Origin of the sequence: Roseateles aquae, from assembly GCF_032337115.1 — a bacterium.
In the GTDB taxonomy this organism is placed as follows: domain Bacteria; phylum Pseudomonadota; class Gammaproteobacteria; order Burkholderiales; family Burkholderiaceae_C; genus Roseateles_C; species Roseateles_C aquae.
In genome coordinates, this window is record NZ_JAVXZY010000004.1 from 442,950 (window position 1) to 459,082 (window position 16,133).

Annotated in this window: 13 protein-coding genes, 1 pseudogene and 1 other annotated feature; of the genes and pseudogenes, 9 read left to right on the plus strand and 5 right to left on the minus strand. The window is 68.0% G+C overall.

Annotated elements, in window-relative coordinates:
• Positions 1–3: 3 nt before the first annotated feature.
• From RQP53_RS12875 to RQP53_RS12890, 4 genes are all read right to left on the minus strand, one after another.
• Positions 4–1,455, minus strand: coding sequence for a sigma-54-dependent transcriptional regulator (locus tag RQP53_RS12875; protein ID WP_315650717.1), 1,452 nt, complete (start codon positions 1,453–1,455; stop codon positions 4–6).
• Entirely contained in the window at positions 1,452–2,849 is a 1,398-nt protein-coding gene (locus RQP53_RS12880; protein WP_315650719.1) for a sensor histidine kinase, read from the minus strand. Before RQP53_RS12880 ends, RQP53_RS12875 begins: the two co-directional genes overlap by 4 nt.
• A gap of 76 nt (positions 2,850–2,925) precedes the next feature.
• Complete coding sequence (locus tag RQP53_RS12885; protein ID WP_315650720.1) at positions 2,926–4,512, minus strand: InlB B-repeat-containing protein; 1,587 nt, start codon at positions 4,510–4,512, stop codon at positions 2,926–2,928.
• A 237-nt stretch (positions 4,513–4,749) separates the two neighbouring features.
• Positions 4,750–5,850 (minus strand): acyltransferase family protein, encoded by a 1,101-nt coding sequence (locus RQP53_RS12890; RefSeq protein WP_315650721.1) that lies wholly within the window; start codon positions 5,848–5,850, stop codon positions 4,750–4,752.
• A 325-nt stretch (positions 5,851–6,175) separates the two neighbouring features.
• Between RQP53_RS12890 and RQP53_RS12895 the strand changes: the two genes are divergently transcribed.
• The 5 genes from RQP53_RS12895 (at position 6,176) to RQP53_RS12915 (ending at position 9,417) form a co-directional block, all read left to right on the plus strand.
• Positions 6,176–6,856, plus strand: a complete 681-nt coding sequence (locus RQP53_RS12895) for a Crp/Fnr family transcriptional regulator (RefSeq protein WP_315650722.1) — start codon at positions 6,176–6,178, stop codon at positions 6,854–6,856.
• A 105-nt stretch (positions 6,857–6,961) separates the two neighbouring features.
• Positions 6,962–7,159, plus strand: coding sequence for a YgaP family membrane protein (locus RQP53_RS12900; RefSeq protein ID WP_315650723.1), 198 nt, complete (start codon positions 6,962–6,964; stop codon positions 7,157–7,159).
• Positions 7,160–7,221: 62 nt separating this feature from the next.
• Complete coding sequence (locus tag RQP53_RS12905; RefSeq protein ID WP_315650724.1) at positions 7,222–7,758, plus strand: lipocalin family protein; 537 nt, start codon at positions 7,222–7,224, stop codon at positions 7,756–7,758.
• Between the two features lie 63 nt (positions 7,759–7,821).
• Entirely contained in the window at positions 7,822–8,307 is a 486-nt protein-coding gene (locus RQP53_RS12910; protein WP_315650725.1) for a GAF domain-containing protein, read from the plus strand.
• A gap of 51 nt (positions 8,308–8,358) precedes the next feature.
• A complete protein-coding gene (locus RQP53_RS12915; RefSeq protein WP_315650726.1) occupies positions 8,359–9,417 on the plus strand; it encodes a hypothetical protein in 1,059 nt (352 codons plus the stop codon).
• Here the strand turns inward: RQP53_RS12915 and RQP53_RS12920 are convergent.
• Positions 9,407–11,263, minus strand: a complete 1,857-nt coding sequence (locus tag RQP53_RS12920; RefSeq protein ID WP_315650727.1) for a S8 family serine peptidase — start codon at positions 11,261–11,263, stop codon at positions 9,407–9,409. The genes RQP53_RS12915 and RQP53_RS12920 overlap by 11 nt on opposite strands.
• Positions 11,264–11,530: 267 nt before the next feature.
• On the opposite strand from RQP53_RS12920, the gene RQP53_RS12925 reads away from it, so the two are divergent.
• The 4 genes and pseudogenes from RQP53_RS12925 to RQP53_RS12940 form a co-directional block, all read left to right on the plus strand.
• Entirely contained in the window at positions 11,531–13,591 is a 2,061-nt protein-coding gene (locus tag RQP53_RS12925; RefSeq protein ID WP_315650728.1) for a S46 family peptidase, read from the plus strand.
• 165 nt (positions 13,592–13,756) lie between these two features.
• Entirely contained in the window at positions 13,757–14,653 is an 897-nt protein-coding gene (locus tag RQP53_RS12930; RefSeq protein ID WP_315650729.1) for a hypothetical protein, read from the plus strand.
• A gap of 224 nt (positions 14,654–14,877) precedes the next feature.
• Positions 14,878–15,762 carry a TIR domain-containing protein gene (locus RQP53_RS12935; protein WP_315650730.1) on the plus strand — a complete coding sequence of 295 codons (885 nt, stop codon included), beginning with the start codon at positions 14,878–14,880 and terminating at the stop codon, positions 15,760–15,762.
• Positions 15,759–16,133 (plus strand): annotated as a pseudogene (locus RQP53_RS12940) (transposase); the annotation flags it as partial. The gene RQP53_RS12935 and the pseudogene RQP53_RS12940, both read left to right, overlap by 4 nt.
• Positions 16,037–16,133: a sequence feature (AL1L pseudoknot), on the plus strand. This feature is flagged as partial in the annotation. Its footprint overlaps the pseudogene before it by 97 nt.

Genomic DNA, 16,133 nt, shown 5'->3' on the forward strand with positions numbered 1-16,133 from the left:
CGCTCAGCCCTCGCCGCGCAGCTGCAGCCGCTCCATCCGGTAGCGCAGCGTGTCGCGCGAGATGCCCAGCAGCTTGGCCGCCTGGGTGACGTTGTCGCCGCAGCGCTGCAGCGCGGTCATGATCAGCCGGCGCTCGCTGCGTTCCAGATTCAGGTCCTCGTCTGCCGGCGCGGCACCCACTGGGGGCTCAGCAGCCGCCGTGGCCGGCATCGCCAGCCCGTCAAAGGCCAGAAAGGCCAGCTCGCGCTGCGTCAGCGGCGCACCCTGGGCCATCAGCAGCGCCTGCTCCATCGCATGGCGCAGTTCGCGCACATTGCCGGGCCAGCGGTGGCGCATCAGCAGGCCCTCAGCCTCGGCGCTGAGCTCGGGCACCGGCCGGCGGTAGCGCTGCGCGTGCCAGGCCAGGAAATGCCGGGCCAGGAACAGCACATCGTCACCGCGCTCGCGCAGCGGCGGCACATGGATCTCAACGATGCGCAGCCGGAAGTACAGATCGGCGCGGAAGCGGCCCTCGCGCACCATCTGTTCCAGCGGCTGGTGGGTGGCGCCAATGATGCGCACATTGCCCTGCTGCTCGCGCACGCTGCCCAGCCGGCGGTAGCGGCGGTCCTCCAGCAGCTTCAAGAGCTTGAGCTGGGTCGAGGCGTCGGCCTCGGCGATCTCGTCCAGGAACAGCGTGCCGCCCTCGGCCGTTTCCACCAGGCCCAGCTTGCGCTGCCGCGCATCGGTGAAGGCGCCTTTCTCGTAGCCGAACAGCTCCGATTCCAACAGCTGCTGCTGCAGCGCGCCGCAGTTCAGCTCGACAAAGGGCTGCGCCGCCCGCGGCCCGCCGAAATGCAGGGCCCGCGCGACCAGCTCCTTGCCGGTGCCGGTCTCGCCGAGGATCAGCACCGTCGGCACATCGCCATCGGTCAGTTGCCGCTCGGCGCCCAGCAGCATGCCGATGCGATCGCGCAGCGCCACGATGGGCGCCGAGCGGCCGAGCAGCTTGTCCAGCCCGCTGCTCTCGGCCTCGCGGCTGCGGTAGTAATCGACCGTGCTCTCCAGCCGCGACTGCGTCAGCAGCCGCTCCAGCAGCAGCTTCAGCTCACCGAGCGCCAGCGGCTTGGCCAGATAGTCCACCGCGCCCTGCTTCATCGCCGCCACCGCCAGCTCGATGCCACCAAAACCGGTCATCAGCACCACGCAGGCCTGTGGATCGATGCTGCGCAGCCGGCCCAGCGCCTCCAGGCCGCTCAGGCCCGGCAGGTTGTGGTCCAGCAGCACGACGTCGGGGCGGAACTCGGTATAGCAGTCCAAGCCCTGCTCGGCCGAGCCCGCCACCTGTGTGGCCCAGCCGAGCCGCTCCAGATAGGTGGCGACATTGCGTGCCAGCGTCGCCTCGTCGTCGATGATCAGCACCGCCCGGCCATTGCCGGGGCCAGGTCTTGCCTCCTGCGCGGTGCTGCCGCTCATGGCGCGGCTCCGGCCAGCGGCAGCTGCAGGGTGACGACCGTGCCACGGCCCAGCTCGCTGCTGATCGCAATCTCGCCGCCCAGGCGCAGCACGATGCGGCGCGCCAGCGGCAGGCCCAGTCCCAGGCCGCGCGGCTTGGTGGTGAAAAACGGTTTGAAGATGTCCTGCAACTGCGCCGCCTCCAGGCCCTTGCCGGTGTCGCTGAGCAGGATGCGGGCCTGCCGGCCCTCGCGTTCGGCGCGCAGGCTGACCTGGTCACCGGCGCCGGTGGCCTCGGCCGCATTGGCCAGCAGCGAGTTCAGCACCTGGGCCAGCACGACCGGATCGGCGCTGACCTGGCCGAGGTTCGCCGCCAGCTGCAGCTCGAAACGTTTGCCCTGCTGGCGCAGCTCGGGCTCGAAGCGCTGCGCAGCCTCGCGCAGCACGGCGGCCAGATCGGCCTGCTGCGGATGATCGGCCGGCTCGGCCGCGTAGGTGAGCATGGTGCGCACCAGATGCTCGATGCGATCGACATTGCGGATGATCTCGCCATGCACCTCGTCGGCATCGCCGGCAATCTCGCGCTGCAGCTCGGCCGAGGTGCGAATCGACACCAGCGGATTGCGGATGCTGTGCGCCACCGCGCCCGACAGCTCGCCCAACACCGCCAGCGTCTCGGCTTCCAGCAGCCGCTGCTGCTGCGCTTGCAGCACGCCCTCGGTGCGGCGCACAAAGGCCACCAGCACGCCCAGCAGCACCAGGCCGCCCAGCGCCGCGCCCCACCAGATCAGCCGCTGACCCGAGGCAATCGCCTCCAGCAAGGCGACCGGCTGGCGGTACAGCTCGATCACGCCGATCAGCTCGTGATTGCGGTCGTCGAAGACTGGTAGATAGTCCTCGACGAAGCCGATGCTGCGCTTGGCCAGGCCCTGGTGCTCGGCCTTGGGCGCTTCGTCGTCCTCATCTTCCTGGTTGACGACGACGCGGCCCTTGAGCGCGCGGTCGAGCTCATCGTTGACGGCAAAGCTCTTGCCGATCAGCTCACTGCGGCTGGACCACAGCACCCGGCCGCTGGGCGCATAGACATTGGCGCGCAGCACATCGGGCATGGCCGCCACATGGGCGAAGAACTCCACCACCGAGGGCTCCGGCGCAACGGTGGGTGCCCGAAAGAAGCCCGCCACCTGCTGGATGTTGACGATGCTCTGCACAAAATCGCGGCTGATCTCGGCATCGCGGGTGAGCATGCGCGTGGCCAGAAAGCTGCTCATCAGCCAGCTCATGCCGATGGCAAACAGGCCGATGGCGAGGCTGCCGACGACGGCAAACCAGCGCGTCAGCGCGAGGCGCCGTCCGCCGCCGGCCCCATAGCCGCCCAGCCAGTGCATCCAACGCCAAGCCTTGCTGCTGCTCACCATCTGCGCTCCTGATGCGCCGACTGTAGCCGCAGCGCCGCGGCGCGGCTGTCGCGCTGGCGCCGCGGGGGCTGACTCACTTGCTGAAGCCGGCCTGCGCCTTGGTGTCGGCCGTCATCACGACGGTGCAGACCGGCTTGCTGCCGCTGCAGGCGCCACTCCAGCCAAGGAAGCTCTGTCCGGCCAGCGCCATGGCCTGCAGCGTGACCAGCGTGCCCGGCGCGAACTTGGCCGAGCAGCTGTTGCCACAGGCAATGCCGGCCGGGCTGCTGCTGACCGTGCCGCCATTGCTCTTGCCGACCGCCAGCGTGTAGCTCGACGCGCCACCGCCACCGCCACCGCCACCGCCACCGCCACCGCCACCGCCGCCACCACCGGCCGGCGCACTGACAAAGGTCGCCGTCACCTGCTGCTCGGCATTGACAAGCACCGTGCAGGTCGGCGCATTGCCGGCGCAGCCGCCGCTCCACATCGAGAAGCTGCTGCCAGAATTTGGCTTGGCCGTCAGCGTGACCGTGGCACCGGGCGGGTAGACGCCGTAGCACTTGTTGCCGCAGCTGTAGACCTTGTCGCCCGAAGACACCGAGCCGCCACCGACCACCGCTACGGTCAGCGCATTGACGTCCAGATTGGCCGCCACGTTCTGCGCACCGATCGCATCGCCCAGCTCGCCCGGCCCCGGCGCGGTGCAGGTGCCATCGGCGCACAGCGCCTCGTGGGTGATCGGGTCATAGGCGCCGGCGTACTTGTAGTGCTCGTAGCGGCGCACCACCGCATGATTGCCATTGCCCAGATTGCCCTGGTTGACCAGCCTGCCGCGGCGGCGCTGATTGCCGCCACCGGGCGGGTCCTGCTGCAGCAGGCTCCATTCCAGCTCCAGCTGCGCAGCCGCCTCGGGCACCACGGCATGGTTGTCGCCCATCAGTTCGATCAAGTCGACGCGGCGGGCATGCTCGGTCTTGTAGACCTTGACCCATTGGGCATCGCCGTACAGCGCCGGCTGTCTAGGCGGCTCAGCCTCGACCTGCGCCACAACAATCGGCGCCTGACCCGGCAGTGCCGGCGGCTGCGCCACCCAGATCGGCGCCGGCAAGGACACATCCGCGCCAGTTCGCTTGACCATGCCGGGGTTCAGCGGGTCGGCGACCAGCCAGCGATAGAGGATCTTGGTCGGATTGGCGTAATAGGTGCTGATGCCGAAATGCTCGCAACCGGCCGTCTGATAAGTGCCGGGCATGCCCAGCGTCCAGCAGGAATCGCCGGGCACCGCGTTCAGCGAGGCCGGCACCGGCGTGGCGGTGGCGAAGCGCTGCGTGACCGGATCCCAGGGCGCGATCCAGCGCACATAGACGCCGCCGGGAAAATCGGTGGCCGTGCCAAAGCCATAGCGAATCACGCCGGCATTGAAGTTGGACGGGAAGATCCGCGTCAGCTGCGATTTCGACACCCCCCAGACCTCCATCTCGAAGCCATGGGTCTCGCCACCGGTGTTGTTCAGCACATCGAAATTCGAGTACGAGCCGGCCATCACCACCGCTTGGGCCTGCGCGGCGCTGCCGGCAAAGGCCAGGCTGAGGGCCACGCTGAGGGCGGCCAGGCGTGGCCCGCGGGCAAGTCGGGCCTGGCCGGCGGAAACAAAGCGGCGGAAATCGATCTTGTCCATCAGCAACTCCAAACAGCGAGTGAGGGAAACAAGCCGCCCGCTGGGGGCGACATGCCTCGATGGCTGATGCAGCTTGCATGCCCGGCGCGCCGGCCGGCCGGCGATCAAGTGCAAGTGCTTGATCGACCGGGGGTTTTCAGAGACGGGAAGAAGTTGTGCGCACCGTCCGGGGCGGCGCGCCGTGCGATATGCCCCAGGCATCGGGGCATCTGCCCCAGCACGGCCGGGGCAAAACACTCAGCGGGTGGGGGAGCCCTGGGGCGCCAGCCAGGCCAGCGGGTTGAAACGCAGGCGGCTGCTCGGCGCTTCGATCCAGCGATGGAAGGGCTGCGCGGCCATATTGCTCAGCAGCCAGGCCGCCAACAGCGCCATCACGCTGGCCCAGGCCGGCATCGGCGCATGCTGGGCAAACCAGGCATTGACCATCAGGCAGACCGGGAAGTGGACCAGGAACAGCGAGTAGGAATGGGTGCCCAGATGGGCCACCAGCCGGGCCAGCACGGCCGTGGCGGATGAGCGGATCGCGCCGCCCTGCCACTGCCACACGCCCAGCAGCGCCGCCGTCAGCAGTGCCAACGCCAGCCGTTCACGCCAGCCCAGCAGCAGCGCCAGCGCACCCAAGGCCAGCAGCAGCGCCAGGCCCAGCCGCGGCCGGCGCGACAGCCCCATCCAATGCACCATCGCGCCCAGTCCGTAAGCACCGAAGAAGTACGGGGCCAGGTCTTGCCATTCGGCGTTGTGGTTGAAGAAGAACATCGAGGCCGTGCACAGCAGCAGCACCAGCACCGGGCCCAGCACCATGCGCCAGGTGCGCGGCAGCCCACTGGCGCGGCGCGCCAGCCAGAGCAGGCCCAGCAGGCAGGCGAAGAGCTGGAAGTCGATCGCCACGTACCAGGCGCCCACCGTCAGCGATTCCTGGCCCAGCACGCCGTGCAGCAGCAGCGCGTGCGAGAGCAGCGCACCCAGGCTGGGCAGGCTGGGTTCAAACTCGGGCAGCCAGGGCGCCACCAGGGCGGCGCTGGCCAGGCTCAGCGCAATCGCCGCCATGAAGGGCAGCACCAGACGCAGATAGCGGCGCCACAGCAACTCGGCCGGCGAACCGCTCAGCAGGCCGCCACGGGCCGACAGTGCGCGGGCGCTCAGATAGCCGCCAACGACCAGAAACACCTGCACCGCCATGCGGCCGTACTGGAACAGCGCGTCGATCAAGCCGGGCAGGCTGGCGTGGACGGCGTCCGAGATCGGACCGTAAACCGACAAATGGTGCAGCACGATCAGCTGGGCCGCGAGGGCTTTCAGCGTGTCGATATGGAGCAGTCTTTGGGACGGAGCGGACATGGGCAAAGCGCCTGGGCAGCCTCTCGGCCACCGCAGCGCCGGCTGGCGGTTGATTGAGGAATAGGGAGGCAGACAGCGCGCTTCCCTCGATCGCTCCACCCCTCCCCGCCGCGCAAGCCTTCTATGGACTCGGCGCCCTGATCGCTGAAGTGATCATTCAGCTGATCGTTCAGGACCTGGCCGGGATGGTGGGCACCTTCGCCACCGTCATTGCCTTCCGGCCAAGGCCAAGGCCCTGATCCGGGAAACCGCGCATTATAGGGTTTTGGCATTTAGACTGAAACTCCTTTGTTCCTGAGGAAGCGCGTCGCCCAGCGCACCTTTGATGAGCGCCCCCACACCCGAACAAATCGATCGCCTGCTGCAGACCTACCCGGCCGTCGCCGCGCTGCCGGCGCCGCTGCGCGAACAGGTGCTCGGCAGCGAAGCGCAAGTCTTTCAGGTACCGCTTGCCACCCTGCTGTTCGAGGAGCAGCAGCCCTGCCAGGGCTTCCCCATGCTGCTGAGTGGTGAGGTGCGCGTGGCGCGCGGCGCACCCAATGGCCGCTCGTTGGAGCTGTACCGGGTGGTGCCCGGCGAGCTGTGCGTGGCCTCAACCTCCTGCCTGTTCGGTCAGGCGGCGCTGTCCGCCCATGGCCAGAGCACCCAGGCCTGCGAGATCGTGATGCTGTCGCCGCAGGGTTTTGCCGCCTGGACCGCCGAGCCGGGATTTCGCCGCTACGTCTTCGGCTTGTTCGCCGACCGGCTGGCCGAGCTGATGGCGTTGGCCGAGGCCGTCGCCTTCCAGCGGCTGGACCAGCGCCTGGCCGCCGCGCTGCTGGGCCATGGCCAGACGCTGCAAACCACCCACCAGGCCCTGGCCGACGAACTCGGCACCGTGCGCGAGATCGTCACCCGGCTGCTCAAGCGCTTTGAGCGCGAAGGCTGGCTGCGCCTGGGCCGTGAACGGATCGACGTGCTCGACCCCGCCGCGCTGCGTGCCCTTGCCAGCCCGACGGTGGCCTGATCGCCACGCTGTGTGACCCAGGTCACAGACCGGCGGCATCGCGGCTGCCACAGTGAGCCCATCGCCCGCTCCTGGGCAGCAACCCGGCTCACGCCGCTCACCACCATGTTCAAGCTCAATGTAGGCAGCACCGACCGCGTGCTGCGCATCGTCGCCGGCCTCGCCCTGATCGCGCTGGCCGCCACCGGCACCGTCGGCCCCTGGGGCTATATCGGCATCGTGCCGCTGCTGACCGGCATTCTGCGCACCTGCCCGGCCTACAGCATCCTCGGCGTCAACACATGCCCCTCCAAGACGCAGTGACACCGCAGCGCTGCTATGGTTTTGGGCCCTGCCCCCACGGGCTCAAGACCTGACCCCAGCCGATGCGCCTCGCTTCCTTCTGCCTGACCCTGGCCCAGCTGTTGAGCACGGCCCCGCCCGCCCACGCCGCCGAACCGGCACCGCTGCCCACCGTCGCCACCGTGGACCTGGCCCGCTACGCCGGCGCCTGGTACGAGATTGCGCTGCTGCCCAACCGCTTCCAGAAGCAGTGCGTGGCGGACACCCAGGCACGCTACCGGCTGGATGGCGAGCGGGTCGAGGTCGTCAACCGCTGCCGCCTGGCCGATGGCCGCATCGACCGCACGGCCGGCCATGCCAAGGTGGTCGAGGGCAGCGGCAATGCGCGGCTGCGCGTCAGCTTCTTCTGGCCCTTTTATGGCGACTACTGGGTGCTGGCGCTCGACGACGCCTACCAGCAGGTGCTGATCGGCGAGCCCAAGCGCCGCTATGCCTGGGTGCTGTCGCGCACGCCGCAGATGGACGAAGCCCAGCTGCAGGCCCTGCTCGACCGCGCCACCACGCTGGGCTTTGACGCCAAGGCCTTCCAGCGCACGCCGCAGACGCAGCCGCTGGATTGAGGCCGGCCGCGGCCAGCTCGGCGCGACATACACTCGATGGCGCCATCGCAGCAGGGGCCCGCCATGAACGCCATCGACCAAGGTTTCGAGCGTCATCTCAGCAAACTCAGCCAGGCGCTGCAACGCTTTCGCGGCGAACGCGCCCTGGTCGCCGCCGTGCTGGCGCTGACCCGCGAACTCGGTGTGCGCCTGGCCTTTGTCGCCGAACGGCAGCTGCCGCAAGCCCATGTGCTGGCGATGGCCGATCGCGACAACCTGCAGCAGCCCTACTTCTATGACCATGAACGCACGCCCTGCCGCGGCGTGATGCTGGGCGAGGTGGTCAGCATCCCCTGCGACGTGTCGCTGCACTACCCCGCCGAACGCGGGCTGGACGCCTATCTGGGCGTGCCGCTGCCCAGCAGCCAGGGCGAGGTGCTGGGCGTGCTGGCGCTGATGGACGAGCGCCCGCTCGCTGAGCCGGCCGCCCTGCAGACCCTGCTGGAAGCGCTGGCGCCAAGGCTGGCGGCCGAGCTGGAATGCGTACAGCTGCGCCGCCAGGGCGGCTGAGCGCAACAAATTCCCACGGCTTTGGGGTGGCCGTCGCGGCCGCGGCTGCCTATGCTCGAGCGTCCCAGCCACTTCGTCGAGGTCGATATGCCAGCCAGCCTCTGCCTGCTGCCGCGCCACCACCGCGCGTCGAGTCACCTGGCCGCGCTTGGCCTCAGCCTGTGCGGCCTCGCCCAAGCGGCGCAACTGGGCAGCCGAACCGTCGTCGGGCTGACCGGCATGGCCGATGTGCCGCCGCCCGTGTTGAGCGGCAGCGCCTGGCAAGACGGCGTGCCCCAATCGATCCCGCTGTGGCCCTCGGCCTATGCCTTGGACGTCGAACTGCTGGGCAGCTACACGCTGAACAGCCAGCTGGCGCTGGCTGTGGCGGTGCCACCCGCCCCCGGTGCGCCGCCACTGCCGCTGCCGGCCCAGGCCAGCACCTCGGCCGATGTCGGCAGCGGTCATCTTGGTCTGGCGGGCAGCAGCAGCGCGGCTCTCATCACCGAGGCCGACGCTGCCCAGCGCAGCGCCTTCACTGTATTCAGCACCAGCGTCGAAATGGGCGACGTTCTGGAACTGCGCATGCCCTATGCCGGCGGTACGCCAACACCGCTGACGGTGCAGCTGCAGCTCAGCCTGAGCGGCAGCCTGCTGGATCTGCCCAATGACAGCACGCTGGGCCTGCTCAGCACTTTGCGCCTGAACAATGTGCTGGCCACGCCGGGCGGCTATGCGTCCGGACAGCAAAGGCTGGACAGCTTCACCCACAGCCTCAGCGGCCAAACGCTCAGCCTGAGCGGCCAGCTGATCGATCCGGCCTGTTCGCTCAGCCTCAACGTCTGCGCCTACTGGTTCGGCGCCTATGCGGCACTGGAGGCAACGGGGAGCACGCTGCTGGGCGACAAGACCGTTGGTGCGCCCGGCGCTGGTGACAGCCTGGACTTCAACAGCGCGGGCCTGGGTGGCCAGTTGCACCTGCTCGTCCCGGCCGGCGCCAGCGTGGTCTCTGTGGCATCGGGCCAGGGCTACGGCTGGATCAGTGCCGTGCCCGAGCCTGGCAGTGCCGCCCTGGCCTTGCTGGGCATCACCGCCCTGGCCGGCCGACTGCGGCGCCCGTTCAGAGCCTGATGCCGGCCAGCGCGGCCGATTTGCGCGGGTTGATCAGATTCACCCGGCCCGGCTTGCCATCGGCGCCGTTCTGCCGTTCGGCGCCCTGCAGGATCAGCGCTTTCACCTGCGCCGCCGTCAGCGTGGGCTTCAGCGCGATCAGTTTCGCCGCCAGATTGGCCACCTGCGGGCTGGCCATGCTGGTACCGCTCAACTTCATGCGCACGCCGCCAGGCACCACGCTGTCGACCTCGAAGCCATTGGCATGCACGACCACCGTCTTGCCAAAGGTCGAGAAGCTGGCCTCCTGGCCGGCCTGGTCGACCGCACCGGCGGTGATCAGATTGGGCAGCTCCAGACCGGCGGGAATGTATTCCTCGAAGTCGGCGCTGTTGTCCTCGTTGCCGGCGCCGGCCACGAACAGGATGTCCGGCGCGCCGGCGATGGCCGCCTTCAGCGCATCGCGCTCGATCTTGAACAGGCGCAGCGCCTCCTGCTTGCGCTGCTCCGGCGTGCCGCCAAGGTTGTGGAAGGCCAGTGCGCCTTCGTAGGCGCTGGGCCCATAGCGCCAGCTCATATTGACGACGCGCACCTTGGCCGTCTTGAAGCCCTCGACCATCGCCTTGTAGGCCGCGGCCATCGCCTGTGCGCGGGCTTCGCTGGGCTCGGCCGGCTCGGTCTTGGCCGACCACAGCATGGTGCCGGCATAGACCTGGGCAAAGGGATTGCCGTCTACCGCGATGCCGGCCACATGGGTGCCGTGCACATAGAGGCCGGTCAAGCCCATGTCTTCGCTGAAGCCCTTGACCTGATCAGCCTTCAGCCCGGCCATGGTGCTGCGAAAGCGCTGCGAATCGCTGGTGTCCAGCGCGGCGCGCTGGTCCATCGCACCCTTGATCAGGCTGCGCAGCTGCGGCCAGCGGCCCTCGGCCTCGCCCAGCGGGCGCAGCAAGTCCTTGGCCGGCTGGCCCTGCTCGTCAAAGGCCAGGCCGCGGCCGGCGGCCGGCTTGAACAGGGCGAGGTCCACGCCCGAATCCCACACCGCCACCACCACCGGCGTGGCCTTGGCATCGGCGGGAATCGCGAAGGTGCGCGGCGTCCAGATATCGGCCTTGGCGGCGGCCTGGCTGTTGGCATCGATCACCGACTGCAGCGCGGCCACGATGGCGCTCTTGTTCGGCGGCAGCAGCTCCTTCTGCACCCGGGCACTGATGAGCATCGTCAACAGGCTGTTGGGCACATGCATATTGCCGTTGCTGGCGGCCGCATCGAGCTGTGCCTTCATCACGCCCAGCACCAGCTCGGCGTTGTAGGTCTCCAGGCCGCCCTTGCTGCTCTTGAGGTTGTCCTGCACATCGGCCCAGGGCATGGCACCGTAGCGGCGGCGGGCCTCGGCGCCCAGCCAGGCGGCATCGCGATGCTCGGCCTGCTGCTCGGCCAGCAGATCGGTCAACACGCCGCTGGTCAGCTTGCCGCCGGCCTTCTCCTGCAATGCGCGAGCCTTGGCGGTCAGCGCCGGCACGGCGGCCCAGTCGCCGCGCAGCTGGGCCAGTGCGGCCAGCGCGCTGTAGCTGTCGCGCAGCGTCGCGGCGTCCTGGATGTCAAAGGCCTGCAGATCGGCTCGGATATCGGCCTCCAGCTGCGCGCCCAGCGGGCGCAAGGCCTCCAGCGGTGCGGCAAACAGTTCGCTGGGCAGGGCCGGCAGCTGGTAGTTGCGGCGCGGCAGCTGGTCGGCGCGGGTGACGACCTGGCGGGCAGCCTGAGCCGGCTTGGCCTCGGGGGCAGCGTCGGCGGCGGCGTGCGCCGGCCCCTGGGCGGCGGCCAGCAGAGCGGAAGTGAGAACCGTGGGAAGCAGAGAACGAGACATGAAAGAGACTCCGGTGTTGATATCGCTCGCAAGTGAATTTGCGAATGGCCGCCACGATAGTCAGGCCGCCACTCGCTTTGCAGCTTGCGTCGGCGAATAGCCGAATCAAGCGCATGAATCGACCGCCATCACGATAAATGGCCGGCCCATCCGGATTTGCCCTGAGGGCTGGGGAAAAGCGCCACATGGCTTCGGTCACCCCCTCGGCCCGCCCCCACAATCCGCGGCCACAAGCCCGCTGCCTCTGTTTTCTTGGAGTACCCCACGATGAAGCGCCAACCGCTGCTGCTCGCCCTCTTGCTGAGCCCCACCCTGGTATTCGCCGCCGAAGGCATGTGGACGCTGGACCACCCGCCGCTGGCGCAGATGCGCAAGGAACTTGGCACGGCGCCCGACGCCGCCCTGCTCACCAAGCTGATGCGCGGCTCGGCACGCATTGCCGGCGGCTGCTCGGCCTCCTTTGTGTCGCCCGAGGGCCTGGTGCTGACCAACCACCACTGCGTGGCCGAATGCGTCGAGCAGCTGTCGACCGCCAGCCAGGATCGCCTGCGCGACGGCTTTCTGGCCAAGAACCGAGCCGAGGAAGCCAACTGCCCGGCGATGGAGGTGAACCGGCTGGAATCCATCACCGACGTAACGCCCCAAGTGCGCGCCGCCACCAAGGGCTTGTCAGGCGAAGCCTTCAGCAATGCCTTCAACGCGATCAAGGCAAAGCTGGCCGCCGACTGCGTGGGCAGCGACAGCAAGACGCAGCGCTGCGATGTGGTCGACCTCTACCGTGGCGGCCAGTACAAGCTTTACCAGTACCACCGCTTCCAGGACGTGCGCCTGGCCTTCGCGCCCGAGCAGGCCATCGCCAACTTCGGCGGCGACCCCGACAACTTCAACTTCCCGCGCTATGACCTCGACATGGCGCTGATCCGCGTCTACGAAAACGGCCAGCCCGCCGTGGTCAAGGACTATCTGCCCTTCAGGCGCGAAGGCGCCGCTGCCGGCGAGGCTGTGTACGTGACCGGCCACCCCGGTGCGACCCAGCGCAGCCTCACCGTCGCCCAGTTGCAGGCGCTACGCAACCACGCCATTCCCGCTCGACTGTTGAACATGGCCGAATACCGCGGCCGCCTGGCGCAGTACAGCCGCAGCGGCACCGAACAGGCCCGCATGGCAAATAGCGAGCTGTTCTATCTGGAGAACGGCTTCAAGGTCTACAAGGGTGAACTCGATGCGCTGAACGACCCGCAGCTCTTCGCCGCCAAGCAGGCCGAGGAAGCCGCGCTGCGCCGCTTTGTGGCCAGCCGGCCCGCACTCGCCAAGACACACGGCCAGGCCTGGGCCGCCATCGAACAGGCGCTGGCCCGTTACGAGCCGCTGCGCACGCTGGACGATCAGCTCGCCCACGGCAAGGCCTTCAACAGCCAGCTGTTCCAGATCGCCCGCACCCTGGTGCGCGGCGCGGTGGAGCGCAGCAAGCCCAATGAGCAGCGCCTGCCCGAGTTTGCCGAGGCCGGCCTGCCCACGCTGGAAGCCGAGCTGTTCTCGGCCGCACCGATCTACCCGGAATTCGAAAAGATCAAGCTCGGCTTCTCGCTGGAGAAGATGCGCGAGCTGCTCGGCGCCGATGCGCCGCTGGTCAAGCGCGTGCTCGGCAAGCAGTCGCCCGATCAACTTGCCGCGCAATGGATTGACGGCAGCAAGCTCGCCGATGTGGCACTGCGCCGCCAACTCTGGAACGGCGGCGAAGCGGCCGTGCGGCAAAGCCAGGACCCCTTCATCCAGCTCGCCCTGAGCCTGGACGACGAAGCCCGCGCGCTGCGCAAGCGCGTCGAGCGCGAGCTTGATGCGGTGGTGCAGAAGAACGCCGAACTGATCGCCCAGGCCCGCTTCGCGATGAAGGGCGACAGCGTCTACCCCGACGCCACCTTCACGCTGCGCCTCTCCTACGGCCGCGTTGAAGGCTGGCAGGAAGGCGAGCAGGCCGTGCCGCCCTTCACCACGCTGGGCGGCACTTTCGAGCGCGCCACCGGCGCCGAGCCCTTCGCGCTGCCGGCCAGCTGGCTCAATGCCCGTAGCCGCCTGAACCCGGCCCAGCCCTTCAACCTCTCCAGCAGCAACGACATCATCGGCGGCAACTCCGGCAGCCCGATGGTCAATGCGCGGGGCGAAGTGGTGGGCCTGGTGTTTGACGGCAATATCCACTCGATCGGCGGCGCCTTCGCCTACGACCCACGGCTGAACCGCACCGTGGCCGTGCACGCCGGCGCCATCGCCGAAACGCTGGACAAGGTCTACGACGCCCAGGCCCTGCTGAAGGAATTGCTGGGCCGCTGAGCGCGCCAGCCGCTGCAAGGCGCCCGGCGCCCAACTGATGCCGGAGCCGGCCGCCCCGGGGCCGGCCCGCTCAGCTACAGTGGCAGCACTTTCGCCTCTGCCCACCCTGTGCCGCCTACCGCTTCAAACGAGCGCGCCGCCGTCCTCAGCGCCCCAACAAGCCCCATGGCCGACCCGCCATCCGCCACGCGCTGGCGGGCGGGCCGCCGCCACTGCCTGGCCCTGCCTGCCGCGGCATGGCTTGCTGGAGCTAGCGCCTGGGCCTCGGGCGCAGCGTCTTCGGGCCAGGCCGCGCGGGTGATCCGCCTGCCTTATCACAGCCGCTTCGACGACCCGCAGCGCCGCTATGTGTCTCGCGTGATCGAGCTGGCGATGAAACAAGCTGGCGTGGCGGCGCGGGTGGAGCCGGTGCATATGGAGATTGCGCAGAAGCGCAGCCTGGCCGAACTGGCGCGCGGCCGGGACCTGTTCGATCTGCTCTGGACCGTGACCGACGCCGAGCGCGAGGCCAGCGGCCTGATGGGCTGGCGCATGCTGGTGGTGCGCCAACGCGAGCTGGCGCAATGGCAAGAAGTGCGCACGCTGGACGATCTGCGCCGCAAGACCGCCGGCCAGGGCATCGACTGGCCCGACACGCAGATCCTGCGCGCCAACGGCCTCAAGGTCGAAACCGGCAGCGGCCCCGACGTGCTCTACCGCATGCTCGCCGGCCGCCGTTTCGACTATTTCCCGCGTTCCATCCTCGAGATCGACGCCGAGCTGACCAGCCAGCTGGCGAGCCCCCGGCAGGAACCGGTGGCCCTGGTGCCCGATCTGCTGCTGCACTACCCCGCCGCCGCCTACCTCTTTGTGTCCCCGTCCCAACCCGCGCTGGCCGCCGAACTCGAACGCGGCCTCGACGCCGCCGTGCGCAACGGCAGCCTGCAACGCCTGCACGCCGAGTTCTACGGCGCCCAGCTGCGCGCTCACCTCACGTCAAAGCGCCGCGTCATTCAGCTGAGCAATCCGCTGCTGCCGGCGAAGACGCCGGTGGGGAGGCGGGAGTTGTGGGTGGAGCCGTGAGGGGTGTTTTCAGTCTTGGATGACCGCAGTGCAGCGGGTGCGTTCCTATGTCTAGCTGATGTCGAGGCCCGGCAGAGCAGTCGTTCAACGTCAGCGGAAGCCAACACCCCGCGGCAGTCCGATGTCTCAGAAACAGTTCGCCCAGTCTAGCCAGGAGCACCCTGATTCTTGTACTGGATCAGCGATGTATCCTCCGAGGTAACAAGGAGTATTTGGGAGGGCTAATGCGGGTATTCATTTCATACAGTTGGGATTCTGTCGAGCACAAGCAGTGGGTACAGCAGCTTGCTGATGACTTGCAGGAACAGGTCAAGGATCTGGACGTCACATACGACCAGCGCGGCATGAATCATCGCGTCGACCGCAATCAGTTCATGGAAGCGGGCATATACGAAAGCGATGCCGTGCTAGCCATCATTACCCAGAAATACACCGATAAGGCGAACACTCGCGTGGGCGGCGTTGGCAGGGAGACCGCGATGGCGGCAGAGCGCCATTTCTCTGAAAGTGGATCGAAATCTCGAACGCCTATTCTGGCTATCAAGCGCGAAGCAACGGCAGATCTGCCGCACTACCTCAAAGCATCGCTGTACTTCGATTTCACTTCCGCTGGTGCCTACAACGCTTCCCTGGAGGAACTGAAGCGGGAGCTGGAGGCGATCGCCGGTCACGCATCTGAGCAGTCGCCGTCCACAAAGGTCACCTCCGACGAAGGTGCTGCGGACGAAGGTGGTAGTTACTCCTTCACGCGGACAGACGACCTGCTCGCCAGCCTATACAAGAGACGCACTCCATTGTGGGCTGGGCAGGATTTCTCGGGACAACGGCGGGTCAAGTATGAGCTTTGGCGCGTTGAAGCGCCGCAGCCGCAGCTGCTACTGGTGCTGATGCAGAACATCATCATCCGTCAGATCTTCGAGGACTTCCTCTCCAAGATTCGCGACCTTCCAAAGGACCTTCAGGGCTTCCGCGAACTCACCGTCCTACGCCCATCTCCCGGAAAGTCAGAGTACATCGCCGAGCTTCTAAAGGAGGGCGGCCACGACGTTCGTGTAACTGAATCGCCCCGGATTTCGAGGAGGCTCCAACTCTGGAGAATGGAGCCATGAAGAAGTCCCCGAAGTTTTCGCCTGAGGTGCGCGAGCGCGCGGTGCGTATGGTGCTGGAGCACCGCGCAGAGCACCCATCGCAGTGGGCCGCCATCGAGTCCTTTGCCGACAAGATTGGCTGCGTTCCGCAGACCTTGCACGCTTGGGTGAAGCAGCACGAGGTCGACTCCGGCCAGCGCGATGGCGTCTCCACGGCGGAGGCGCAGCGCATCAAGGACCTGGAGCGGGAGGTGCGCGAGCTACGCAAAGCCAACGAGATTCTGAAACTGGCCAGCGCGTTTTTCGCCCAGGCGGAGCTCGACCGCCGCATCAAGTCCTGAAGGCCTTCATCGACCAGCACCGCCAGCAGCTTGGGGTCGAGTCGATCTGCC